Annotated in this window: 19 protein-coding genes; 8 read left to right on the forward strand and 11 right to left on the reverse strand. The window is 63.1% G+C overall.

Annotated features, from left to right (window positions below):
• Positions 1-24: 24 nt before the first annotated feature.
• The 5 genes from G6N64_RS01970 to G6N64_RS01990 form a co-directional block, all read right to left on the reverse strand.
• Positions 25-1,653 carry a fatty acid--CoA ligase gene (locus tag G6N64_RS01970; RefSeq protein ID WP_197748315.1) on the reverse strand — a complete coding sequence of 543 codons (1,629 nt, stop codon included), beginning with the start codon at positions 1,651-1,653 and terminating at the stop codon, positions 25-27.
• Positions 1,654-1,689: 36 nt separating this feature from the next.
• Positions 1,690-2,100 carry an SCP2 sterol-binding domain-containing protein gene (locus G6N64_RS01975; RefSeq protein ID WP_163795384.1) on the reverse strand — a complete coding sequence of 137 codons (411 nt, stop codon included), beginning with the start codon at positions 2,098-2,100 and terminating at the stop codon, positions 1,690-1,692.
• A 263-nt stretch (positions 2,101-2,363) separates the two neighbouring features.
• Complete coding sequence (locus G6N64_RS01980; RefSeq protein WP_163795385.1) at positions 2,364-3,566, reverse strand: NAD(P)/FAD-dependent oxidoreductase; 1,203 nt, start codon at positions 3,564-3,566, stop codon at positions 2,364-2,366.
• A complete protein-coding gene (locus G6N64_RS01985) occupies positions 3,563-4,954 on the reverse strand; it encodes a cytochrome P450 (protein ID WP_174266741.1) in 1,392 nt (463 codons plus the stop codon). Before G6N64_RS01985 ends, G6N64_RS01980 begins: the two co-directional genes overlap by 4 nt.
• A 20-nt stretch (positions 4,955-4,974) precedes the next feature.
• Positions 4,975-5,295, reverse strand: coding sequence for a 2Fe-2S iron-sulfur cluster-binding protein (locus tag G6N64_RS01990; RefSeq protein ID WP_163795386.1), 321 nt, complete (start codon positions 5,293-5,295; stop codon positions 4,975-4,977).
• Positions 5,296-5,416: 121 nt separating this feature from the next.
• Here G6N64_RS01990 and G6N64_RS01995 point away from each other — a divergent pair, with 121 nt between their 5' ends.
• The 6 genes from G6N64_RS01995 to G6N64_RS02020 all read left to right on the forward strand — a co-directional run bounded on the left by G6N64_RS01995 (position 5,417) and on the right by G6N64_RS02020 (position 12,774).
• Positions 5,417-6,424 carry a helix-turn-helix domain-containing protein gene (locus tag G6N64_RS01995; RefSeq protein ID WP_163795387.1) on the forward strand — a complete coding sequence of 336 codons (1,008 nt, stop codon included), beginning with the start codon at positions 5,417-5,419 and terminating at the stop codon, positions 6,422-6,424.
• A gap of 217 nt (positions 6,425-6,641) precedes the next feature.
• Positions 6,642-8,150, forward strand: coding sequence for a carboxylesterase/lipase family protein (locus tag G6N64_RS02000; protein WP_163795388.1), 1,509 nt, complete (start codon positions 6,642-6,644; stop codon positions 8,148-8,150).
• Positions 8,151-8,389: 239 nt separating this feature from the next.
• Positions 8,390-9,157: an enoyl-CoA hydratase/isomerase family protein gene (locus tag G6N64_RS02005; RefSeq protein WP_163795389.1), complete on the forward strand. Its 768-nt coding sequence runs from the start codon at positions 8,390-8,392 to the stop codon at positions 9,155-9,157.
• A 2-nt stretch (positions 9,158-9,159) separates the two neighbouring features.
• Positions 9,160-9,972: a TIGR03084 family metal-binding protein gene (locus tag G6N64_RS02010; protein ID WP_163795390.1), complete on the forward strand. Its 813-nt coding sequence runs from the start codon at positions 9,160-9,162 to the stop codon at positions 9,970-9,972.
• Positions 9,969-11,705 carry an acyclic terpene utilization AtuA family protein gene (locus G6N64_RS02015; protein WP_163795391.1) on the forward strand — a complete coding sequence of 579 codons (1,737 nt, stop codon included), beginning with the start codon at positions 9,969-9,971 and terminating at the stop codon, positions 11,703-11,705. The genes G6N64_RS02010 and G6N64_RS02015 overlap by 4 nt, the downstream gene beginning before the upstream one ends.
• Before the next feature lie 406 nt (positions 11,706-12,111).
• Positions 12,112-12,774, forward strand: a complete 663-nt coding sequence (locus G6N64_RS02020) for a TetR/AcrR family transcriptional regulator (protein ID WP_163795392.1) — start codon at positions 12,112-12,114, stop codon at positions 12,772-12,774.
• 147 nt (positions 12,775-12,921) lie between these two features.
• Here the strand turns inward: G6N64_RS02020 and G6N64_RS02025 are convergent, their stop codons facing one another.
• Entirely contained in the window at positions 12,922-14,067 is a 1,146-nt protein-coding gene (locus G6N64_RS02025; protein WP_163795393.1) for an acyl-CoA dehydrogenase family protein, read from the reverse strand.
• Between the two features lie 147 nt (positions 14,068-14,214).
• Between G6N64_RS02025 and G6N64_RS02030 the strand changes: the two genes are divergently transcribed.
• Entirely contained in the window at positions 14,215-14,922 is a 708-nt protein-coding gene (locus G6N64_RS02030; RefSeq protein WP_237569051.1) for a TetR/AcrR family transcriptional regulator, read from the forward strand.
• A 24-nt stretch (positions 14,923-14,946) separates the two neighbouring features.
• Here G6N64_RS02030 and G6N64_RS02035 read toward each other — a convergent pair whose 3' ends face one another.
• The 5 genes from G6N64_RS02035 to G6N64_RS02055 all read right to left on the reverse strand — a co-directional run bounded on the left by G6N64_RS02035 (position 14,947) and on the right by G6N64_RS02055 (position 22,330).
• Entirely contained in the window at positions 14,947-15,747 is an 801-nt protein-coding gene (locus G6N64_RS02035; protein ID WP_174266742.1) for an SDR family NAD(P)-dependent oxidoreductase, read from the reverse strand.
• A 537-nt stretch (positions 15,748-16,284) separates the two neighbouring features.
• Complete coding sequence (locus tag G6N64_RS02040; RefSeq protein ID WP_163795394.1) at positions 16,285-17,862, reverse strand: flavin-containing monooxygenase; 1,578 nt, start codon at positions 17,860-17,862, stop codon at positions 16,285-16,287.
• A 315-nt stretch (positions 17,863-18,177) separates the two neighbouring features.
• Positions 18,178-19,692 (reverse strand): flavin-containing monooxygenase, encoded by a 1,515-nt coding sequence (locus tag G6N64_RS02045; protein WP_174266911.1) that lies wholly within the window; start codon positions 19,690-19,692, stop codon positions 18,178-18,180.
• 71 nt (positions 19,693-19,763) lie between these two features.
• On the reverse strand, positions 19,764-21,410 hold the full coding sequence (locus G6N64_RS02050) for a flavin-containing monooxygenase (RefSeq protein ID WP_163795396.1): 1,647 nt from the start codon (positions 21,408-21,410) through the stop codon (positions 19,764-19,766).
• Positions 21,407-22,330, reverse strand: coding sequence for a ferritin-like domain-containing protein (locus G6N64_RS02055; protein WP_163795397.1), 924 nt, complete (start codon positions 22,328-22,330; stop codon positions 21,407-21,409). The genes G6N64_RS02050 and G6N64_RS02055 overlap by 4 nt, the downstream gene beginning before the upstream one ends.
• A gap of 708 nt (positions 22,331-23,038) precedes the next feature.
• Between G6N64_RS02055 and G6N64_RS02060 the strand changes: the two genes are divergently transcribed.
• Positions 23,039-23,221 (forward strand): hypothetical protein, encoded by a 183-nt coding sequence (locus tag G6N64_RS02060; protein ID WP_163795398.1) that lies wholly within the window; start codon positions 23,039-23,041, stop codon positions 23,219-23,221.
• Positions 23,222-23,507: the final 286 nt, after the last annotated feature.

The following is a 23,507-nucleotide window of genomic DNA, read 5'->3' on the forward strand; positions in this document are numbered from 1 at the left end:
GATCTTTCCTTGGCAGTGGATGGTTCACGCCAGCGTCTCGACGGCGAGGTCACCGTCGGCGTGCTGGCTGCGCAGCTTCTTCTTGTCGAACTTGCCAGTAGACGTCAACGGAACGTCGGCGACGAACGCCCACCGTTCCGGTAGCCACCACTTGGCCACCCGTGCACGCAGGAACTCGGTCAACTCCGCAGCGGTGGCGGTGCAGTCAGCGGCCAGGACCACCACTGCCAGCGGCCGTTCCTGCCACTTGTCGTCGGGCACTCCAATCACCGTGGCGGTGCGTACTGCAGGGTGAGCGGCCAACTCGTTCTCCAGTTCCACCGAGGAGATCCACTCTCCTCCAGACTTGATCACGTCTTTGGCACGGTCGGTGAGAGTGATGAAGGCATCGGCGCTGATCGTTCCGACATCTCCGGTGCACAACCACCCGTCCGGCGACACCGCCGGACTGTCATACTCGTAATAGGACTGAGTGATCCATGGGCCGCGGATCTGAATCTCCCCAACCGACTTTCCGTCCCAAGGTTGTTCTGCACCGCTGTCATCAACGATGCGGGCCTGCACACCGGCCACTACCCTGCCTTGGGTTCCGCGCAGGTAAAGGGACCTCTCCGGGGTGTCGGTGTTCCGCGGCAGAGCGACCGCAGCCAGCGGGGAGGTCTCGGTCATCCCCCAGGCCTGCACAATGCGGATGCCAAGTTCGTCATAGGCAGTCATCAACGACCGCGGAACCGCCGAACCACCGCACGCCACCATCTTCAGCGAACTCAGGTCGTGGCCGGGATTGTCGCGCAGGTAGTGCAAGACATCGGTCCAGATCGTCGGCACAGCGCCCGCCATCGTGGGCCGGGCCGCCTCGATCATCTCCACCAAGGGCCCCGCCTGCAGGAAACGGTCAGGCAGCAGCAGCTGCGCCCCCGCCATCATCGCCGCATACGGCAATCCCCAGGCATTAGCGTGGAACATTGGAACGATCGCCAACACCGTGTCGTCATGACCGATGCCCAAGGCGTTCGAGGTGCACGCCGCTTGAGAGTGCAGCCACGTCGAACGGTGGCTGTAGACAACGCCTTTCGGGTGCCCGGTAGTACCGCTCGTGTAGCACATCGCTGCGGCCGACTGCTCGTCGACATCGGGCCAGTCGAACGTGCTCGACTGCGCGCCCACCACGTCGTCGTAGCGAAGGACGTCCTTTCCGCATCCCTGCACCGCGGCAAGATCGCCGGTGCCGGTTACCAGCACCGTGCGCACCGAGGTCATCGACGGCAACGCCCCCGCCAACAGGTTCAGCACCGTACCGTCGACGATGATCACCTGATCTTCGGCATGATTGGCGATCCACGTCAGCTGTTCAGGTGGCAGCCGCAGATTCAACGTATGTAGCACCGCACCCATCGACGGCACCGCTGCGTAACAGTCCAGGTGCTCCTGGTTGCTCCACTGCAGCGTCGCGACACGCTCGTCTCCACGAATGCCGATCTCGCGCAATGCATTAGCCAACCGCGCCGCACGCTGCCCCAGCTCGTGATACGAAACCCCAGAGATCTGTTGGGGTCCGCGTGCGGTCAACACCTCGCGATCGCCATGGACTGCCGCAGCATGGGCCACGATCGCGGGCACCGTCAACGCAACGTCCTGCATCGTGCTCCTCATCGCGCACCAGCCCTACAGCCCGCGATGAGACGACGATCACGCATCGATCAGGTCCTGCCGATTCTGACTCTGCAACATCGAACGGTACTCGGGGAACAAGTTCTTCGCCTGCGGGATCAACTTGATCAACTTCGGCACCGGGCCCTTCGCACGCACCGTTCCCTTGGCCATCGCCATCGTCAGGTTCACCTTCCCCAGCCAGAACTTGTTCCCGGTGTCCGCCGACATGAACAGTTCGACATTGGGCACCGCGGTACTGGACGCTCCGGTCTCCACCACCTTGTTCGGCATGTCCACCGTCACCACCGCGTCCGGATCGGTGTAGTGAACCCGCAACACCACACCCGAACTTGCGAGCTTGTCCCCAAGTCCCTCCTTCTCCAAACCCCGCCCAAAGATCCCACCCAAAAAGGCATAGACCTCGTCCTCGTCCTTGAACACCGCCACCGTCAACCTCCACCAACCTCGTTTTCAGAAAACAACATTCGCGAGCATCGACTCCAGACGATGCTGCCTCCGAAGAGAACCGTCACGCTTGTTGGCGACCCCCGCCAGCTCCTGATGCGCTGCGGTAGTACCGCCATGGTGGCCAACTGTGTCCGCTAGCCGTCCCCTTTGCCAGCGGAGTTGGATGGCGGTTGGCCTCGACGTCACCGAGACAAGAATCGCATCGCGGTCGCCGTCCCATCGCACCACCGCAACCATGAACCTCAGGCCGGGCCGGCGAGCATCAGTTCGGCCCGTTCGATCGGGACTTGCTGCGTGATGACCCGCTTGCTGAATACGAAGTCGCGGGGTCGGTTGATGCAGTCGGCGGCAATGAGTTCGCCGGCCCGCAGGTAGAAGCAGGTGAAGTCGCGGTCTCGGGTCGGGTCGCCGCTGAGGACGACCTCGTCGTATCCGGTGTTGAGACCGGCGATCTGGAGCTTCACGTCGTATTGATCGGACCAGAACCATGGCAGCGCTGCGACTTTCTTCGACTTACCGCAGATGGTCGCGGCGGCGACTTTGGCCTGCTCGCCTGCGCCTGGCACGGACTCCAGGCGGATGCGACGGCCGTAACGGGCCATGTGGTGGCTGGCGCAGTCCCCGGCAGCCACGATGTCGGGGTCGGTGGTCCGGGCCTGGTCGTCGATCACGACGCCGTTGTCGATGGCCAGGCCCGCGGCGGCAGCGAGATCGGTGTTCGGCTCGACGCCGATGCCGACGATGACGAGGTCGGCGGGGATTGATTCGCCACTGGCCAGGATTACTTCGCGGACCCTGCCGTCTCCGGACATGGCATCGACCAGCGCGTCCGTCTGGATGTCAACGCCCTCCTCGCGGTGGATCCGGTCGAAGAACGCTGATACCGCGGGGGCGGTGACCCGTTCGAGGACCCGCTCGGTGGCCTCGAGGACGGTGACCTCCAGCCCCAGTGCGCGCAATGAGGCGGCTGCCTCCAGTCCGATGTAGCCACCACCGACGATCACGGCACGACGCCCGGGGCTGGTCCGCTCTCTGATCATCGCGACGTCCGCCGCAGTGCGTAGGTAACACACCCCGGGCAGGTCGGCTCCCGGGATGGAGAGCCGGCGAGGCCGGGCACCTGTGCACAGCGCGAGCTTGTCGTAGGGCAATGCGTCGCCGGTGGTCAGCGAGAGGTGACCGGCGGAGCGGTCGAGCACCTCCACCGTCGCATCCATGAGCTTGATTCGCTGCTTGGTGTAAAACTCGGCGTTGCGGATCGCCAACTCGTCGACTGTGCACTTCCCGGCCAGATATGCCTTCGACAGCGGGGGCCGATGGTGTGGCAACGCCGACTCATTGCCGACGAGGACGATCTCGCCGTCCCATCCTTCTTGACGAAGGCTGGCCGCCAGTTGGGCGCCCGCGTGGCTGGCGCCCACGATGACCGCTCGATGCAAAGTCATGCGCCGGCTTTCGGGGTGAGGCGGACCATCAGCTTGCTGATTCCCCTGACGAAGTTGGACTGCACGTACTCGGGCTCACCGACGACTTCGATGTCTTCGAAACGCGGAAGGAGTTCCTCCCAGAGGATTCGCAACTGCATTTCGGCCAGTCGGTTGCCCATACAGCGATGGACGCCGAAACCGAAGGAGATGTGGTTACGGGCGTTGGCCCGGTCGATGATCAGCTCGTCGGGGCGATCGAATACGCGCTCGTCGCGGTTGCCGGAGGCGTACCACATGACTACTTTGTCGCCCTTCCGGATGAACTGTCCGTTCAAGACGGTGTCCGCCTTGGCGATCCGCCGCATATAGGCGAGCGGGGTTTGCCACCGGATGATCTCCGAGACCATGTTGGGGATCAGGTCAGGGTTCGCCTTCAGCTTCTGAAACTGGTCAGGGAACTCGTTAAGCGCGAGAACACCACCGCTCATGGAATTGCGGGTCGTATCGTTGCCGCCCACGATCAGCAATACCAAGTTCCCCAGAAACTCCATCGGGCGGTCGATCAGGTCCTTGGTGCTCTCGTCACTCTGCAACATGGTGATCAAATCGAAGCCGGGCTGCTCGCCGGCAGCTGTCCGAGCTGCCTTATCCCGCCAATGAGCGCTGAGACCTCGCGCCATATCGACCATTCCACGAAACACCTCATCGTTGTCCGAGGGGCCACCGTTGGCTTGCTCCATCGAGGTGGCCAGATCGGACCATTCGACGAGCTTGCGCCGCTGCTCGAACGGGAAGTCGAGCAGCGTGGCGAGCATGCGCGCAGTTAGCTCGATCGAGACGTGCTGCACCCAGTTGAACGGTTCGCCGAGCGGGAGATCGTCGAGCACGTCACGGACGCGCTCCCGAATGAGGCTCTCCATCTCACGCAGGTTCTTGGGTGCCACCACGCCTTGGACAGCGGCCCGCTGCCTGTCGTGTTCCGGCGGATCCATCGCGATGAACATCGCGATATCGAGAAAACGAGGGGGGGTTCCGATCACGATCAACGGCTCGGCGGAGAAGACCTCGTGGTTCTTGTCGACGGATACGATGTCGGCATGTCTGGTGACGGACCAGAACGGGCCGAACGCGCTGTTGGCCTGATAGTGCACAGGGGCCTCGTTGCGGAGGCGCTCGTAATACGACTTCCAGCGACCCTGACGGTAGAGAAAAGGATCGCTGAGGTCGATGTCGGTCAGTTCGAGTTCGGCAGCCGGCGGGATCGGTCGCTCAGTGAAGATTTTCTCACCGTTGGTGCCGGTAACCCAGCGACGGGTCTTGTCGTAAAGGTGGGCGCCCTGGATCAATCGGTCCAACGGAATGGTGGCCCGAGCCTTGGCGGTAACTGCCTCGCGAATACCGGTCACGTCTGTGTGTCCTCTCGTCGTTACATCTGGAACTCTGGCGTGTGGACGATCAACCCATCCCACGCCTCGGAGACCGGCATCTGGCAGGACAGCCGAGAGGTCGGCTGGCGCTCGGGGTTCATCGCCAGCATCTCCTCTTCACCGGCGCCGGAGGAGCCGACCTCATCGGACCACTGCGGATCGACGACGACGTGGCAGGTCCCGCACGCGGCCTCGCCTCCGCAGTCGCCGTCGATGCCGGGCACTGCATTGTTGGTCGCGACCTGCATCAGTGACTTACCCTCCTCGAGGGGCACCACGTGCTTGTCGCCGTCGTGGGAGACAAAAGTGACAACGGCCATAACCATCTCCTCGGTCGTCCTTGGTGTGAATGCTTGTTAACAAGCCTTGTCGAAGATGGGCGCTTCGGCTATGTTCGCCGGGACCAAGAACTTGTGGATTCGGCTCAGAGGGGGGTGGTCAATGAACCTCGATGACGTGGGTGTGCCCCCACTTGCGTTCGTTCAAATGCTCGAGAGTCAAGCACTCGACCCCGACGCCGTCGCGCAGCTTCGCAACATCATGGCTCGCGAAGGAACCGACGAGGCGACGCTGATCCGGCGTGACATCCAGGCCCCGTTACGGTGGTTTCGCGAGGTCTACCCCGATCTCGAGATCGACCGGGCAACCCTGCTGGGCTTCGCGTTCGCTCGACAAGCCCAGGTAACGTCCTTCGGCCCGTTGAGTGTTCCGCTGGTCAGCGCAGGCTCGGTAGCCGAGATCGTGGAGCTGCTCACCTATCTGCCGCTCATCACCACGGCTATCAATGCACAATTCCGTCCAAGTGACCAAGGCCTCACCGTCGAACTCTTGGGACACACGAGCGATCCGGCCCTGGACTGCCTGGCCGTCACATACACCGGGTTGGCGTTGTTGCGACTGCTGAACATGCTCGTAGGTGACGCGCCCACCGTCACACTCCACCTGGGTTGGCCAGCGCCCGTTGCCCTGAACGATCTCGACGAGGACGTGGTGCCACCCGGGCGCCTCTTCTTTGACGCCCCGAAGTCCTACCTTCACGTTCCCGTCGACACACTTGATGACGTGTGCCGGTTCTCCGATCCCCTCGCGTATCGACTCGTCATCGCCCAATTGAAGCGGGCTCTCGACGAGCGTCGCGGAGCCACATCCTTCTCGGAGAAGGTGAGACGACTGTTGGAGAAGGATCCCGGACGGCGAAGTAGCCAGTGGGTCGCAGACGAACTCGCGGTGTCCACGAGCACACTCAAACGGCGCCTCTCCGAAGAGGGCACCACCTTCCGCGAATTGCGCGAGTCGTGTTTGCGCGAGAGCGCGATGATGCTGTTACTCACACGTTCGGCGAGCCAGGTCGCCACGGAACTCGGGTATGGCGACCTCACCAACTTCTCGCATGCCTTCAAGCGATGGACCGGCCGCTCTCCGAGCGCGTACCGGCTCTCAAAACACTGAGGGTGTCCCAGTGGCCCGGAGATTCCCGGCCATGGGAAGCGTCCCCTCCTGGAATGACACACCCGGTCCTCAAGAATCAGCCAAGATGTCACCGACGGCCGCGGGCTGCTGACCCAACCCGAGTGAGTCATCAGTGGGAGGCACAACCGCGCCCGACACGGCGACTCATGGGCAGAACCGGGCGCTGGTGTGAATGCTCATTCGCTATTGTCGATTGATGCCAGTGAAGCCTGTCCGCACGGACATCGCGCCCGGCGCCATCGAAGGATTCGCGCGAGACGGCGTGAATCGATGGCGGTCCATTCCCTACGCCAAGCCACCGGTCGGCGCCTTGCGATTCAGGGCGCCCCAGCCGGTCGAGCCGTGGGTGGGCGTTCGACGATGTCACCAATTCCGCTACTGCGCTCCGCAGCCCCGCCGGTACACAATCGTCGGTCCGGGCAAGTTCCAGCGTATGAGCGAGGACTGCCTCACCCTCAACGTCGTTGCCCCCGAGGGCGCGTCGGACCGACCTCTGCCCGTGATGTTCTTCATTCACGGCGGGGCGTACTTCCTGGGCAGTTCCGCGACACCGATCTATGATGGTGCGTCGCTTGCCCGCAGCGGTTGCGTGTACGTATCGGCGAACTACCGCCTCGGCGCGCTAGGGGCTGTCGACCTGTCGTCGCTGTCCACCGCACACATCCGTATTGACGACAACCTCTACTTGCGCGACCTCGTGTCGGCGCTCAGGTGGGTACGCGAGAACATCGCGGCATTCGGCGGCGATCCCGATAACGTGACGATCTTCGGAGAGAGCGCGGGCGCGCATGCCGTTACCACATTGCTGGCCGTGCCAGCGGCTAAAGGGCTCTTCGCGCGGGCTATCTCACAAAGTCCGGCCGGCGCGCTATCCCGCTCCAAGGAGTTGGCCGCGGAGTTCGCCGTTAAGTTCGCATCCATTCTCGGCGCCGAGGATCGGGAGCCCGCCCGCCGCCTGCTGGCGGCGCGTCCTGCTCAACTGGTGAATGCATTCGATCGCTTGCTCACCACGAGTGCATCGGACCTTGCCGGCGGTTACCCGGTGGGATGCACCTTCGGAACCGACTATCTACCGCTCGACCCCATTCAAGCGATGCGCGAAGGCAAGGCGTACCGTGTGCCGCTGATCATCGGTACGAACGCCGACGAGGGCCGGTTGTTCACTCGCTTCCTCAAACTCCTTCCCACGAACGAAGCGAAGATCGAAGCGTTACTAGCGGGAGCGGAACCCACCTATCGCGAGCGCATTACCGCTGCTTATCCTGAGTATCCAGCCCCCGATGCCTGTATCCGACTGGGGGCCGACTTCACATTCGGATCGACACTGTGGCAGCTCGCGGACTCCCACAGTCGGCACGCCCCCACATATCTGTACCGCTATGACTTCGCCCCGCGAACTCTGCAATGGGCCGGGCTGGGTGCCACCCATGCGACGGAGCTTCTTGCGGTGTTCGACGCCTACCGCACGCCCCTCGGTCGGCTACTCAGCGCCGGGCGCGACCGCCGCTCGGCCCTGCGCGTGAGCGACGACATGCAAGGGCGCTGGGATGCTTTCGCGCGCACCGGAGTTCCAGGAGACGGCTGGCCGCGCTACACCACCGACGCCCGTCCGGTCCTGGTCTTCGATCGCGCTTGGCGGGTGGAGAACGATCCCCATGCCGACCGCCGGCAAGCATGGGAAGGCTTTCAAGTCCTCGGACGCTGACGAGCGGTTCCCCGCGGCGACTCATGCGTTCACAGCACTTGGGACCGATTGCTCTGAGAGCCGGGTCGAAACGGTGACTAGGAGCGCCTCGGGCGCGCCATTGCGCAGAACGGCGAAGAGGACTCATTCTTGCTGAGGATTTTGACGTACGAATGGGGCGTGACATTCCGCCCGGTAACGTACTGCGAGTGAACGAGCCCTCACATCGGGAGGGCGGGTGCCGATCAGGACGGGGATTGATGAGCGAGGAAGCGATCACCTACGAGGTCGTCGACGGGGTGGCCTGGTTGACGATCAATCGCCCCGAGGCGCGGAACGCGCTCAACGGGGCGGTCCGGCAGGGACTGTTCGACACCGTTCACCGCTTCAACGCCGACGACTCCGCCAAGGTTCTGGTGCTGACCGGGGCCGGCGACAAGGCGTTCTGCGCCGGCGGGGACCTCAAAGAGATGGCGGAGACGGCGCTCACGGTTCCGCCACCAGACTTCGCGCCGCAGTTCGGGCGCAACATCGAGGTCGTCAAGCCGACTATTGCCGCGGTCAACGGCATCGCCTACGCCGGCGGATTCCTGCTGGCCCAGCAGTGCGACCTCGTCGTCGCGGCTGAACACGCCAGGTTCGCGGTCAGCGAGGTGAAGGTAGGTCGCGGCTCGCCGTGGGCTGTACCGCTGTCGTGGCTGCTGCCGCCGCGGATTGCGCTGCAGATTCTGATGACCGGCGACCCGATCACTGCCGAGCGGGCCCGCGAGGTCGGGATGGTGAACGAGGTCGTGCCCGCAGCGGAGCTGCGGGCCCGAACGCAGGAGATCGCCCTGCGGATCGCTTCCAACGCACCGCTTTCGGTACTTGCGGCGAAGAAGACGGTATACCTCTCCGCAGAGCACCACCTGACGGAGGCCTACGACCTCGCCGACCAGATATGGGAGCCGGTGTACCTCAGCGCCGACGCGCAAGAGGGTCCCGCCGCCTTCCGCGAGAAGCGCACACCGGTCTGGAAGGGACGTTAGCCGTGGCCGTGACAATGGAGTCCTTGATCACCGACATCGAGGCGGAGACGGCCGACCTGAGGTCGCTGATCGCCGAGTTGCCCGACGGCCCGGCCGGGTGGGACGCGCCCACCCCCGCAGCAGGCTGGGCGGTCCGCGATCAGATCAGCCATCTTGCGTTCTTCGACGACGCCGCGGTGCGGTCAGCCACCGACCCCGACGGGTTCACCGCCGAGATGCTGCCCATGCTGGCCGACGGCCAGATTTCCCCGGACACCATCGCCGAGCGCTACCGGTCGATGCCGGGAACCGAGCTGCTGTCCTGGTTCGACGGCGCGCGCCGCGCCCTCGTCGCTGCCTTCGCCACGATCGACCCCTCAGTGCGGGTGCCATGGTTCGGCCTCCCCATGAGCGCGGCTTCCTCGCTGACCGCGCGGATCATGGAGACCTGGGCGCACGGTCAGGACATCGCCGACGCGCTGGGAGTGACCCGTGTGCCCTCGGCCCGGTTGCGCCACGTCGCCCACATCGGCGTGGGAGCGCGGGCGTTCAGCTACATGGCCAACGGCCTGGAGGTGCCCGAGGAGCCCGTCCGTGTCGAGCTCACCGCACCGGGGGCCGCGCTGTGGACCTGGGGCCCCGACGGCGTGCCCAACCGGGTCACCGGCACTGCGCACGACTTCTGCCTGCTCGTCACCCAGCGCAGGCATCGCGACGACACCGCACTGCACGTCACCGGTCCGCTCGCCGACCAGTGGCTCTCCATCGCGCAGGCCTTCGCCGGACCTCCCGGTGGCGGGCGCACCGCAGGACAGTTCGACGGAGGTGTGTCGTGAGGGACCCGGTCCGTATCGGCAATTGCTCGGGCTTCTACGGCGACCGGATCGCCGCGGCGCGGGAGATGGTCGAGGGCGGGACGGGCGAGCAGAGCATCGACGTGCTCTGCGGGGACTACCTCGCTGAACTGACGATGCTCATCCTGGCGAAGGCCCAGGCGAAGGATCCGGCGGGCGGCTACGCGCGCACGTTCCTGACCCAGATGGAGCAGGTGTTGGGCACCTGTTCCGACCGCGGTATCAAGATCGTGGCCAACGCCGGTGGGCTCAACCCGGCCGGGCTGGCCGTCAGATTGCGCGAGCTTGCGGACCGGCTCGGTATCGCCGTCCGGATCGCCCACGTCGAAGGTGACGACCTGCGCGGGAACCTCTCCGCGATCACCCCTGCGGTCGGTGAGGTCAAGCCGGTGTCGGCCAACGCCTACCTCGGGGGCTGGGGTATCGCCGAAGCGCTGGGTGCGGGCGCCGACGTCGTCGTCACCGGACGGGTGACAGACGCCTCGCTGGTCGTCGGCCCGGCCGCCTGGTGGCACGGGTGGGAGCGCACCGACTGGGACCGGCTCGCCGGTGCCGTCGTGGCCGGCCACGTCATCGAATGCGGACCACAGGCCACGGGCGGCAACTACGCCTTCCTCGACGAGATCACCGACCGTCGCTACCCGGGCTTCCCGATCGCGGAGGTGGCGGCCGACGGCTCGTCGGTGATCACCAAGCACGCCGACACCGGGGGGCTGGTGTCGGTCGGTACGGTCACCGCCCAGCTGCTCTACGAGATCGCCGAGCCGGCCTATTTGGGGCCCGACGTGGTGACTCACTTCGACACGATCTCGCTGGCCCAGCAGGCCGAGCACCGGGTGGCGATCACGGGTGTCACCGGCAGCCCGCCACCGGAGACGCTCAAGGTGGCGCTGAACGAGGTCGGGGGCTACCGGAACACCATGACGGTGGTGCTCACCGGCTTGGACCTGGAGGCGAAAGCCGCGTTCGCGCAGCAGCAGCTGTTCGACATCCTCGGCGGCCGGGGGTCCTTCGCCGAGGTCGACGTCCGGTTTCTGCGTTTCGACACACCGGACGCCCCCACCAACGACCAGGCGTGCGCGCACTTGCGGATCACGGTCAAGGACACCGACCCGCGCAAGGTCGGCCGGGCGTTCTCGAGCGCAATCATGGAGATCGCTTTGGCCGGGTACGCGGGCTTCCACACCACCACGCCACCCACGTCGGAGTCGGCGTTCGGCGTGTACCGTCCAGCGGCCGTGCCCCGGTCGAGCGTGACGCAGGTCGTGGTGCTGCCCGACGGTGAGCGCCGGACGATCGCCGATCCGCCGACCGGTAGCGTGCCGGGCGCGAAAGTCGCGGGCAGCTCGGCCGCTGCGCCGCCGACCGAGCCGACGTGCCGCGCGCCACTGGGTGCGGTGCTGGGCGCGCGGTCCGGCGACAAGGGCGGCAACGCCAATATCGGTCTTTGGGCCCGCGACGACGCCGGCTATGCCTGGGTGCGCGAGCACTTAACCGTCGAGCGACTGCGCGGGCTGCTCGGCCCGGAGGCTGCGCAGCTGCGCATAGAGCGATTCGAGCTGCCCAACCTGCGTGCGCTCAACGTTGTGGTGCACGGGCTGCTGGGGGAAGGCGTGGCATCCTCGACCCGGCCTGATGCCCAGGCGAAGGGCTTGGGCGAGTACCTGCGCTCCCGCATCGTCGACATCCCGCAATCCTTGCTCAGCGCGACCTGACAGGGCCGATCCGGTGCGGCCCGCCGGCCACGCGGTCGGCGCGTAGTCGCCGCTCCCCGTTCGCCGCTTGACTTAGCACCTGCACCAGAGCCTTGTCGCGGCCATATGGTGAGGACGACCGGATGCCACAGCGTCCACCAGACGGTATGGAGGCATTGACCAGATTTCGCCGAACTGTGCGACGAATACGGCGCACCCTCCTCTGCGGGGATGTCGCATTTGCCCGATGAGTCGGGTACCGCCCGTGGATTTCGGGTTCACACGTGCGGGAAGCTGGGCGGCCTGCCGTCGGCACCTACGAGTTCGACCCCGCATTGTGAGCAAGTGTTAACGTTCGTATTGTGATTCCTGGGTCTACAGTGCTGCGCGAGCACGCGTCGCGAACGAAGGAACAAGGAAGGTAGCGGTGAACAACGCGGTCGTTGCCGGACGTACTCGGGTCCGCGGCGAGCGTCGGGAGCGGATCCTCGCCTCCGCGGCGGAGTTGATTGCCGAGCGGGGCTATCACGCTGTTTCCATGGCCGACATCGGAGTTGCATCAGGCGTTGTTGGCCCGGCCATCTATCGCCATTTCAACAGTAAGAGCGACCTTCTGGCGGCACTCTTCGAGAGAGTGGTGGACAACCTCCTGAAGCGTGCCACTGCGATCGTAGAGCAATCGCGCGACGAGGCGGAGGCGTTAACCATGCTGGTGTCCGACCAAGTCGCCTTGGTAATGGATCAACGCGAGTTGGCGATGGTGTATTACCGCGAAGTGCACAACTTGCCGGATCAGCATCAGAGCCGATTGCGCCGGAAACAGCGGCACTATCTAGAAGAGTGGGTGCACCTCGTCGGGGAGTTGCGGCCCGCGGTCGACGAGATCGAACTCCGGGCGATGGTCCATGGGGCGATCGGCGCCATTCAATCGATCTTGCACTACCGCGGCACTGGTTTGGCTCCCGAGCAGACCTCTGCACTTCTCCTGGCGATGGGGCATGCCGTGCTTGGCGTCCCCGCGTCGAGTTACCAGACGGGCGCCGTGACCGCTGAACCATCGAGTCCCCGTCCCGGCAAGCCACAGCACTAGGGGCATTCTCGGGCACACGAAGACGACTCGACTGCAAGCGAACTCGGCGGCTATCCATTTGATCGGCCGTACCCACACCATCTTCATCCGCCAACGCCGGCCTGCTACGACGAACTTTCGAGACCAATCCCGGATGTGCAATTCGATCTAGAGCGAGCGAGCAATGATTTCCTTCATGATCTCGTTCGTCCCACCGTAGATTTTCTGAACGCGCGCATCGGCCCACATCCTGCCGATGGGATACTCGGTCATGTAGCCGTACCCGCCGTGTAGTTGCAAGCAGTCATCGAGGGCCACCATCGCGCGCTCAGTAGTCCACCACTTCGCCATTGCGACAGTGGGAATGTCGAGTTCACCACGCAGGTGGCGGACGACGCAGTCGTCGATGAAGACACGGCTGATGTGGGCATCGGTTGCGACCTCGGCAAGTTTGAACTTGGTGTTTTGGAAGGCGAAGACTGGCTTGCCGAAAGCGTGCCGATCCTTGGTGTACTCCACCGTGAACTCGAGCGCTGCTTCCAGCACCGCCACTGCGCCGAGTGCGAGGATCAATCGCTCTTGAGGCAGTTGCTGCATCAACTGGATGAAACCCTGGCCCTCAGTCGTACCGAGCAGATTCTCAACGGGAATGTGCACATCTTCGAAATAGAGTTCGGAGGTGTCCTGGCCTCGCTGACCGACCTTGTCCAACACCCGACCTCGCCGAAAGCCCGGCCGATCGCCTTCGACCAACATCAAAGAGATGCCGTTCGCTCCGGCAGTCGAGTCGGTCTTGGCGACGACGATGATCAAGTCAGCCTGAGCGCCGTTGGTGATGAAGGTTTTCGAACCGTTGATGACGTACTCGTCCCCGACGCGTACTGCCTTGGTGGTGACCGACTGAAGATCTGATCCCGTGCCTGGCTCCGTCATCGCGATCGCACCGACCATCTCGCCGGTCGCCAGTCGTGGAAGGAAGCGCTCCTTCTGCGAATCGGTGCCGTACTCGAGCAGATAGTGGGCGACGATTCCGCTATGAAGCGGCGCGCCCCAAGCCGAATCGCCGATGCGGGCCTGCTCCTCGATCAGGACCGCCTCGTGAGCGAACGTTCCCCCACCTCCGCCGTACTGCTCGGGGATCGACATGCATAGCAACCCTAGGTCGCCCGCTCGAGTCCACAGATCTCGATCCACGTGGTGCTGCTCGATGAAGCGGTCGCTGTGCGGCGCAACCTCCTTCTCGCAGAACGTGCGCGCCAAGTCGCGCAGTGCATCGAGGTCATCATCCATCCAGCTAGAGCGATTGGCGGCCATTCGAGTGTCCTCACTGTGTCTGTTTGCGCGCCGATCCCTAAATGGTTTCGCGAGGCGCAACGGGTACATGGTGTACCACGAACCCGGTCCTGGGTACAACCCGTACCCAGAACTTTCCAGCGCACGGTGGGCGTTACGGTGGGCATCGTGGAGCGGAAGCACTGGGTGGACACCACAGCGGTCCGTCGCGCAACCAGTAGATTGCCGGGTCGTGATCTGCGTCGTGAACAGATCATCAAAGCGGCGCTCAGCGCGATCGAAGAGAACGGGCCCCACGCACTCACGGGCCAAATCGCGGACAAGGCGGGTTTGGGCCGAACGCACTTTTACCGCCATTTCGCCAGTAAGGAAGAACTCGATCTGGCCGTGGCTCGTTACGTCCACCGCGAACTCACTGCCAAGATTCGTCTAACTCTGGGAGTGCGGGGATCACCGCTAGACGTGATTCGCGCGCCGGTCACTCAGCACGTTGTGTGGGCTGACGAAAACCCCAACCTCTATCGGTTCCTCGTGAACCGACACTACCGGCGAAGCACCGAGAAATCCGCGCCCGGTAGCAGTGCGTTCGCATCTGAACTCGCCCTGGCGGGCGCGCGTTACTTTCCCCGGTACGGCGAAGACTCCGCCGCGGCAGACCGGAACGTCGCCGCCATCATGGGCCTGATCGACGCATCAGTCCTGTGGTGGCTGGACCACCGAGACTCCACCCGTGAAGAACTCGTCGTTCGGTTGACACGGCAAACGTGGCTGATCATCGACGACAGGCTGCGCGAACTGGGAATCCAGCTTGATCCCCAATCCCCCCTGAACGACCCCACGGTCTCATCGAGTACAACCCCCGCCTCCCCGCGCTGAACCATCGGGTCTTCGACGCAGCCGTCAACGATGTCCGCGTTGGCGCCGCTCACCGACGCCACGCATCAACGCGAAAGCATTCAAGCCAAGCGACGGTGCGGCATCGCCGGCGCGGGCAACGACGCCACGCCACCGCGGAACTACCCGAAATACTTGGCGGCTTCCCAGCAGCTCGAGTCCTGCGCGGGCGACGTCTGCAGCATCCAAGGGACTGGCGCCGGCGAACAAAAGCGCCGCTCCAGGGTCGGCAACTCGGTCGGTGACCATCTTTGTACTTACCACGTCAGGGCACAGTGCACGGGCGCGGATTGGCAAACCCGCATGGTGAAGGTCGCCCTGCAAAGAGGTGGTGAACGACAATACGGCAGCTTTGCTCGCTGCGTACATAGCGAGCCCCGGGACAGGTGCCAGAGCGGAGAGCGACGCGATGTTGAGGATCGCACCTCCACCTGCGCCCATAGCGGCGACTGCGGCGTGTGAGCCGGCGACAACGCCGCGTACGTTGACATCAAGAATCGACGCAATCTCGCCATCGGTGTGGCTCCAGCTGTTACCCGCGATCAAAACCCCAGCGTTGTTTACCCATACGGCCAGACGGCCCGCGGCCGAAGCCTGCGCAGCGACATCACGATGGCCCGACGGGTCTCGTACGTCTTGTCTGGTACTCCAGGCGCCACCGCCCACTTGGGCTGCAGCACGCTCTGCTGCATCGCCGTCGACGTCCGTGAGCAACACCCTGTGACCGGTACCGGAAAGTTGTCTCGCAATCTCCAAACCAATCCCTCGACCTGCCCCGGTGACGACCGCTATTGATGGCGCTGGCATGTCAATCCCTTCCTCAGGTCGACGTCGGCTTGCCGACTATGGTTTGCACAAGTTCGTGAGGGGTTCCCGACGCACATCGGACTAGTGTCAATGTCGCCGACACGCCGATGTCCGTTGACGCCCGGTCTGGCCCAACCCGTCTAGGGGTTCTAGACCTCACCGCGCAGCGACGTAAAGGGCGAGCCGTCGATCGGGAAGGGTAAGGCCGTATCCCCCCACCGAGCGCGTTAGCCGTCCGCGGGAGCCGTTGCGATTTCAGGGCTTCCGCCGCGGCGACCTCGATATCGGCCATTGTCGACTCAGTTCTCATGGGGCACACTCCTCCCCCTGTGCGGGCGCAAACAGCACCGATGTCAGCCCGCCCAAGGCATAGTCGCGATCTCGATGGGCGCCCTTGTCATCGGTTCCCCCCGGGAATCTCGTTGGCGGCGGTAAACGCAAAGAGGCAGCATCTGCCAAAGGCCGACTCGATCGACAGTGTGGGTCGACAATACGTCCACCCAACTGCCGCTTTGAGCGTGCCACACGAGACCGCCATCAGTCGGCGCTGTCGGTGCCGCTTGAAACGGTCGAACCGGTATGGGCCGGCTCGGGCGTCCGACCGCTCGACGAGTTCGTAGCCACTGCATTCGAAAGGACGTATGCATTCCGTCGCGGCCGCCTTGTACGAACGCGATAGAGAAAGGTGGGGCTGGGCCAGTTAGTGGATATCGAACCACGCGCCGAGCGATACCAGCTAGAGCACAGAGTCCATACGGATTTGTCCAGGCGGCGACTCAACAGTTGATTGAAGCGCCACTCCGCGGTGGCACGCACTTCGACAGCAGTGCCCGGGTGGGCCCGGAGAACCTTCATCAACCTGACTATGTGTCGGGCTTGCGACTCGAGCATATAGACGATCGACCCTGATCCCACGTTCGTATTGGGCCCATACATCATGAAGAAATTCGGGAAATCTGGTACCGACAAGCCGTAATAGGCGTGCGCACCATCTGCCCAGACTTCGGACAGCTTCCGGTCCGCGCGGCCGTGGACCTCCATAGGCGAAAGAAACTCTGTGGCAGTGAAGCCGGTGCCGTAGATGACGACGTCGGCGGCATGGAAGCCGCCGTCAACCGTGCGAATTCCCCCAGCTTCTACTGCCTCGATATCTTCAGTCACTAGTGAAACGTTGGGACGCCCGAGTGCAGGATAGTAGTCGCTAGAGAAAAGAATTCTCTTGCATCCGGGAGCATAGTCAGGTGTGAGCTGGGAACGCAGGTTGGCATCGCGCACCTGGCGACCGAGGTGCCCGAGGGCGACGGCGCCGAGGGCGCGTGCTACTGGCTTTGCATCCACGAGCGCCAACGCCAAGAACTCGAATATCGTCCAAATCATCAGGCGCTCACCGAGTCGCAGGATGGGTAACCTGCGCAGCAGCTGGTGATGCCGCTCACCGTACTGGCGATCGATTTTGGGCAGCACCCACGGGGCTGACCGTTGGAAGACATCCAAGTGCTCAGCGCATTCAGCCACCACCGGGACGAACTGCACCGCACTTGCGCCAGTGCCAACGACCGCAACCCTCTTACCGCTTAGATTCAGATCGTGGTCCCAATCGGCGGAATGAAAAGACGGGCCAGCGAACCGCGATATTCCAGCAATGTTCGGAACCGAAGGGCGGGACAGCTGGCCCACGGCCGAAATCACCACGTCACACTCCAACTCCTGGTTGGTAGTCGTGGTCAGACGCCATGTGTTCGAGCGCTCATCGAAGGTTGCCTTGGAGATTTCGGTTTGCGTCCGAAGGAGGGGTGGCAATCCGCTTTCGTCGACGACGCGGCGAAGGTAGGCGAGGATGTCGGGCTGTTCTGCGTAACGCCGACCCCACGTGGGATTTGGCGCCGACGAGATTGAGTACAACTGCGACGGGACATCACAGGCGGCACCCGGATAGGTGTTCTCGCGCCAGACTCCCCCGACACCATCGCCCTTTTCGACAATGAGGACGCTGTCGAATCCAGCGCGTTTGAGGCGGAGTGCCAGGGTAATTCCCGCGAAGCCGGCGCCGATGATGACGATAGACGGGTTCCCTTGGGAATTCGCCTGGTTATGTTCGAGTTCAATGGTTTTCATCGTTAGCTCATCACCCTTCTTGCTGGGGCGCCGAGGGGCGAAGCCGTGCGTTGAGACGCTGTCAACCACGGTGGCCGCGGTCGCAAGAACTCGCCACCGCGCCCGAGGGCCTTCCAGCGAAAGGGGTGTCCAACTTCTCGACACTGGTTCCGCCCTCGGACCGGGGCACCACGAGTACTCCCCGTAGTACGCAGTCCCTGACCGCCAGGCCATGCAAGTCGGCGGGAATCACTTGCGTGAGCGGCCGGACGCCGCGACGCACCGTCGCCGCGACCAAGTGGCTCGCCATGATCGGATTCGTCTTGGCAGGTGGAGTCATCCGGCAGTGTCCACCTCTTGTGGCGCAGCGTCCGCCGTTTTCGCCGGTCGCCGTTCGAAACGGTAGTCCGCCAGGTCGAATCGTCGACTGCGCCAGACCGTTTCGACCGTCGTCGTCGGACGGAGTGGCACGTCCCCATGCTTGTCGAAGTAGTAGCTGTTCGCGCCCGCACAGCTGTCCTGCCAGAAGACTTGCGTATGCCGCCGTGCCAGCATCTCCGCAAAGAAGCGTCGATTCGCCTCCTCACGTACCTCGACGTAGTTCGAATCGGCCGCCCGGGCATGCCGGAGGCAACGAAGAATGTGACCTGCCTGTGCCTCGATGAGTGCAAAGTAGGAAGACCCGTTGTACCCATACGGGCCAAACACTGAGAAGTGGTTCGGAAATCCCGGCACGCTGACGCCCTCATACGCCTGCAGGCGGTTCTCGTCCCACCACTGAGCCTGGTCTCTGCCACCTACACCTGCCAGCGAGTAGGTCGGCATGCTGTCCGATTCCATGACCTTGAATCCCGTTGCCAGCACGAGCACATCGATCTCGTGTCGTCCGCCATCCGCCGTAATCACCGCGGTTTCATCCACCCGGGTAATTGGGTTGGTTTCGAGATGAACGTTGTCGCGGTTGAATGTCTTCAGATACTCGTTGTGGAAGCTTGGTCGCTTGCAGCCCAGCGCGTAGCGGGGTGTCAGCTTCTCCCGAACGACCGGGTCGGTGACTTGCCGACGCATATAGCTGATCGCTACGCGCTCAATCGCCGACGAGAGCGGTATGGCGGTATGGAAGTGCGCTGCAACGGGGAAGGTGAGTTCGACAAACGCCTGGCTGGCTCCCCGCGCGGCGATCTGCGCCCCAGGTGCGAGCCTGAGGAGGGCACTCAGCGCGCTGGGCACCGCGAAGTCGAGTTTCGGCAGGCACCATATCGGTGTGCGTTGGAAGACGGTGAGTCTTTCGACGCCCTTGGCTATCGAGGGGATCAGTTGCACCGCCGAGGCGCCCGTTCCGATGACGGCGACTCTCTTTCCGGTGAGAGTTTGCTGATGGTCCCAACGCGACGTGTGCATCGTGACCCCGCCGAAGTCTCCAACACCCGGTATATCCGGTGACTTTGGTCGGGTGAGAACCCCGGAGGCATTGATGACGAACCTAGCTGTCAGTTCCTCGTCCGCCGAGGTATACAGACGCCATAGTGTCGATTCCTCGTCGAACTCAGCCCTCACAACCGTGACTCCGAAGCGAATGCGCGACGCAAGGCCATACTTTTCCACGCAATGCTTCGCGTAGTTCTTCAGTTCGACCCCCGGCGCATAGGTGCGTGACCACGACGGGCGTTTCTCAAAAGAAAACTGGTAACTATATGACGGGATGTCTACTGCAATCCCAGGGTAGGTATTCCAGTACCACGTTCCACCCACCCCTTGGGCCTCATCAACGATGAGGAAATCTGAGAAACCTTCCTTGAGCAGCTTGATGCCCACCCCGATCCCGGAGAATCCAGCTCCGATGACCAAAATCTCGTGGGTGGGGACCTCGTACGTAGGGGCTCCGGAGGTGGGGGCATCCTCGTCGCCCGCGACATGGACACTCAAGCGTCTTTCCTCACACTCGAGGCTGCACGCTTAGGCGGTACTTTCCCAACGCCCACGTCCACGACGTCTGCTCTGACGTCTGGCCGCGTTGGCAAGGCGCCTGCGCTTTTGCGGCCCTGGGCGACCTTGGCCACACGCAAGCCGTTTTCGGCGTGTTCCACTGTTTGGAGTTCACGCCGTGCGGTTGCCGGGTTCGTCACGTAATCACCCATGTCGACCTTGGACAATGCGCGCACGAACTGGGTGGCGAAACCGGGGTACATAGTGCCGTTGTATCCGTCATTCGTGAGGTACCAGCTCTTGCAGCCCGAATTCCATGTCGTACTTACCAACCGTCGCTGTACCTCGCCGTGGTAATCATTTTGCCGGTCTTCTCGGACCTCGAGCGTACTGAGATCATTCTCGACTATCGCACCAATGACTTTGACGATGTAGTTGATCTCGGCTTCCATGTACACGAGGGCCGAGTTATGGCCGGGCCCCGAATTCGGACCGAATGTGAAGAAGAGATTGGGATAGCCTGCGACAGTGACACTCCGGTACGCATAGGCGCCCTCGGACCACTCGTCGGAGAGCTCACGACCATGCGCGCCTCGGATGGGAAAAGGCGTACCGGCCTTGCATACATCGAAGCCGGTGGCAAACACGATGCAGTCCAGTTCGTGTTCGATGCCATCTGCGGTCCGTATGCCATTCGGCGACAGGGTCGCGATCGGCCATGAGACGAGCTTGCAGTTGTCGCGCTGAAGAGCCGGGTAGTAATCGCTGCTCATCAGCATCCGTTTGCAGCCGGCGCGGAAGTTCGGAGTGAGCTGGCGCCTGAGCCAACTATCCGAAACCTGCCTCCGCAGATTCGCCTTCGCCACCAGCTGGATGCCGGTGGTGACCGGGGTATCCCAGACCATCCCGACGGCCATGAGCTCGTGCACCCAGAACCAGGCCTGCCGTGCCGCATTTTGCACGAGAGGCACTCGACGAAACGCCGTGCGCGCCCACTGCGGATGGGAGAAGTCGGGCCGAGGCAGGACCCAGCCGGGGGTGCGTTGAAAGACCTTCACCGAGCGCGCAGTGTTCACCAGTTCGGGGATGATCTGCACCGCGCTGGCGCCGGTGCCCACCACTGCGATCCGTTTGTCGCTCATGTCGTAGTGGTGATCCCAACGCGCACTGTGGATCTTGTGACCAAGGAAGGTGTCCAGTCCGCGGATGTCAGGCAGGCTCGGATTCGCAAGCGGCCCGCTGGCCATCACTGCGGTGCGCGCCTTGAACTCGGAGCCGTCAGCAGCCTGCGCTGTCCATAGTGCGCTTTCGTCGTCGAAATCCAGACCGGTGACGTTCACGCCGAACCGGATGAAACGCGACAGCGAGTGCTTGTCCACCATCGTCTTGATGTAGTCGAGTATCTCGCCGCTGCCCGAGTATGCGCGGGACCAGTTCGGATTCTGCTCGAACCCGTAGGAATAGAGCAGCGACGGGATGTCACAAGCTGCGCCAGGATACGTGTTGTCCCGCCACGTACCACCCACCTCATCGGCGCGTTCCAGTATGAGGAAGTCGTCAATACCCTGTTGTAGCAACCGGATTGCGGTTCCCAGGCCAGCGAAACCCGCACCGACTATCAAGACGTTCGTGGTGTCGCTCATCTAGCCACCGGTTCATAGGTCAACTCTTCGGTCCACGATGGCGTCTTACCGAGCACTGCCGTGGGGAAGTAGTCGATCGCGGTACCTAGTCGCTGCGAGATGTAATGCAGTGGCTGAGAACGCTTTATACTTGCCGACATGTGGGCCTTCAGGATGTGGTAGCCCGGCACGCGACGCGTGAACTCGCTCCGATCCCCTACGTTCTCGTAGCGCATGACCGCGTTGTACAACTTATCCTCCGACAGACCCATGGCGTTGAGGTTGGCCAGCATCCGCGTGAGCAACGGCACGTATAGGAGTCCGCCGGCAAGGATTCTCGGGTCGACCAGTGCCCCTATCGTCTGCATCGCGTGAATCCGCATAGGGCTAGCACCGAGATCGTTCAAGACTTGGAACCCGACCGCTAGGTGCCGCGACTCGTCATTGTTGACCTTGTTGAAGACCTCGGCGCACAAAGGATCCTGCACCTCATCGAGCAGGAACTTCAGCAACGCTCCGTCGAGCGCAGTCTCCAAGGCGGGAATCGCCGCGCCGATAACCGTCAACGGGAGGGCCTCAGCGTATCGGTCAAGCCACTCGATGACCAGCCGAATGTTCTTGTTGGGCACGGGGACTTCCCCTACTTCAAGCATCCCCCAACGTTTCATGAGAGCCAGTTCCGCGTTGGCGTGCCGCTGCTCCTCGGCATGGAAGTACCGGTAGATCTCACCTAGGGCCTCGAACGGCGCCTTCGGCGCCATGGCGGCGAAGGCTCGGGCCCCGACGTGTTCGATCCACACCACGTCAGACATGAACTGCTTCAGGCCGGGCCGCTGTTCATCGGTGACCTTGTCGGCGCCCGGCGCATCCCAGTCGATGTCGGCCAGCGCCCACTGCCGATTCTTGATCGTCTCGAGCATGTCGCTGTATTCGAATGCCATTACGGTCTCCTTCGTCCTTGTCGGGAGTGACTTAGCTCGATTTGGTCAATCAAACCGAGAGCACGGGTATACGTGGCAGGCACTGCCCGTTTGAAGAGCCATAAGGTCTTCGCGTCGATTCGAGGTAAGACGTGCAACCGTCCGTGGGCCGTTCGCGTTGATTGTCCCGCGAGCCAGCAATTCCGCTGACGCGCCCGTTCTCTCATCAAGTTGGTTCAAAGCTTGGAGGCTGGCTCCCGTATGTGGGAGCTGTCGACGATGTTGGTTCTGACGAACGCTGGGCACAGTACCCACCACTCGTCCACGCGAACAGGCATAGTCCCAAGCGAAGGCACGGCCGATTCCGCTGCCCGCCCCCGCAACAACCACGTTGGCGCGGCGGCTGGGGCGAGGCGACCCGTCCAACGGCAAGAGATTCATCGGTACCGATTCCTTTAGAGATTGGGCGATGTCGGGTGGTTGAGTCAAGCCAATCTGCTGCCAACTGGTGGCAGTGAACGCAATTGTGGTCACGTGCCACCAGTTTTGCTCGCGCATCAATCGTTGTCAAGACGCAGGCCTGGGAACGTAAGCAGCAAGATGGGGCGGCGTACGGGCGCCGGATTGACGACCGGGTGGCGCTTAGTCGAAGCGGCAATGGAAGTCTGGGCTGAGAGCGGATGGGCTGCCGACTGCCGTGATGCGTTGACTACGCGCCAGAGTGGCGTTGTGGGATCGCCGATCCATGAGGAGTTCGAGGCCCGCGATGAGTTGCTGCTGGCAGCGTTCGGCGGCGTCCGAACCAAGCTGCTCGGCGGGTGTGCCGAACGCGTGGGCACCACCAACCGGGACCTTGGTCCCGCGAACTCGAGCGTTGTTCTCCGCATCGCCCAGCATGCTGACCGAACCTGAATTCTGCTGACACAAAAGTCGGGGTAGTTCGACATGCAAGGTCGTCGCCCAGTGGCGTTACGAGGAGCAACCCAAGAATGGCTTTGCGCATCGGCACTTAGCGGCCGGCGGGACCGTCGAACTGATTGGCGCCAGGCACGCGAACAACTGGTCCATGTAAGTCAAGTGGACGTCGTCGAACATGGAGCAGGCTGCTCCAGCACGGGACCACCGCTACGTGGTCCGTACGTCTCGCTGAATGGCATTGTGAGCACCCTCGCTCGCACAGGCATCATTCGAGAAAGGG

Source organism: Mycolicibacterium sediminis, from assembly GCF_010731735.1.
Lineage (GTDB): Bacteria > Actinomycetota > Actinomycetes > Mycobacteriales > Mycobacteriaceae > Mycobacterium > Mycobacterium sediminis.

Excerpts from the sequence above, each read along its gene's own strand:
- G6N64_RS01970 (WP_197748315.1), bottom strand. The coding sequence starts at position 1,653 with ATGAGGAGCACGATGCAGGACGTTGCGTTGACGGTGCCCGCGATCGTG.
- G6N64_RS01980 (WP_163795385.1), bottom strand. The coding sequence starts at position 3,566 with ATGACTTTGCATCGAGCGGTCATCGTGGGCGCCAGCCACGCGGGCGCC.
- G6N64_RS01990 (WP_163795386.1), bottom strand. The coding sequence starts at position 5,295 with ATGGCCGTTGTCACTTTTGTCTCCCACGACGGCGACAAGCACGTGGTG.
- G6N64_RS01995 (WP_163795387.1), top strand. The coding sequence starts at position 5,417 with ATGAACCTCGATGACGTGGGTGTGCCCCCACTTGCGTTCGTTCAAATG.
- G6N64_RS02000 (WP_163795388.1), top strand. The coding sequence starts at position 6,642 with ATGCCAGTGAAGCCTGTCCGCACGGACATCGCGCCCGGCGCCATCGAA.
- G6N64_RS02005 (WP_163795389.1), top strand. The coding sequence starts at position 8,390 with ATGAGCGAGGAAGCGATCACCTACGAGGTCGTCGACGGGGTGGCCTGG.
- G6N64_RS02025 (WP_163795393.1), bottom strand. The coding sequence starts at position 14,067 with ATGGCCGCCAATCGCTCTAGCTGGATGGATGATGACCTCGATGCACTG.
- G6N64_RS02035 (WP_174266742.1), bottom strand. The coding sequence starts at position 15,747 with ATGCCAGCGCCATCAATAGCGGTCGTCACCGGGGCAGGTCGAGGGATT.
- G6N64_RS02040 (WP_163795394.1), bottom strand. The coding sequence starts at position 17,862 with ATGAAAACCATTGAACTCGAACATAACCAGGCGAATTCCCAAGGGAAC.
- G6N64_RS02050 (WP_163795396.1), bottom strand. The coding sequence starts at position 21,410 with ATGAGCGACACCACGAACGTCTTGATAGTCGGTGCGGGTTTCGCTGGC.
- G6N64_RS02055 (WP_163795397.1), bottom strand. The coding sequence starts at position 22,330 with ATGGCATTCGAATACAGCGACATGCTCGAGACGATCAAGAATCGGCAG.